We start from the raw sequence: 480 nt of genomic DNA, 5'->3' as shown, positions 1-480 counted from the left end.
GAGCTCGCGGTCCAGGTCGAGAAAGTGGTTGATGCTCACCCTCTTGCCGAGGTCCTGACCTCGATGCCAGGCGTCGGGGTCAGGACCGCAGCACGGATCCTGCTCGACGTCGGCGACGCCTCACAGTTCCCCACCGCCGGGCACCTGGCGGCCTACGCCGGTCTCGCACCGGTCACCCGCCGTTCCGGCACCTCGATCCGTGGCGAGTTCCCCGCACGGGCCGGGAACAAGCACCTCAAACGAGCCCTGTTCCTGTCCGCCTTCGCTGCCCTCCGAGCCGACTCGACCAGTCGGGCCTACTACGACCGCAAACGAGCCGAAGGCAAGAAGCACAACGCCGCCCTCATCTGCCTGTCCAGACGACGCTGTGATGTCCTGTTCGCGATGATCAAGAACCGGGAGCCCTACCGGGCACCCACCCCAACCCCAGAACCCTCACCCATGCCCCTCGCCGCTTGACGAGCAACATAGGGACACCCC

Annotated in this window: 1 protein-coding gene; it reads left to right on the top strand. The window is 66.7% G+C overall.

The genetic code is table 11. The annotated features are described in order from the left end of the window. Positions 1 to 459, top strand: a 459-nt coding sequence (locus tag ACTQ49_RS15035; protein WP_441828641.1) for a transposase, incomplete at its 5' end; no start/stop codon positions are given. Between the last annotated feature and the right edge of the window lie 21 nt (positions 460 to 480).

This window comes from Luteococcus sp. Sow4_B9 (genome assembly GCF_052116585.1).
Taxonomy (GTDB): Bacteria; Actinomycetota; Actinomycetes; order Propionibacteriales; family Propionibacteriaceae; genus Luteococcus.
This window is presented reverse-complemented; position numbering and strand designations above follow the sequence as displayed.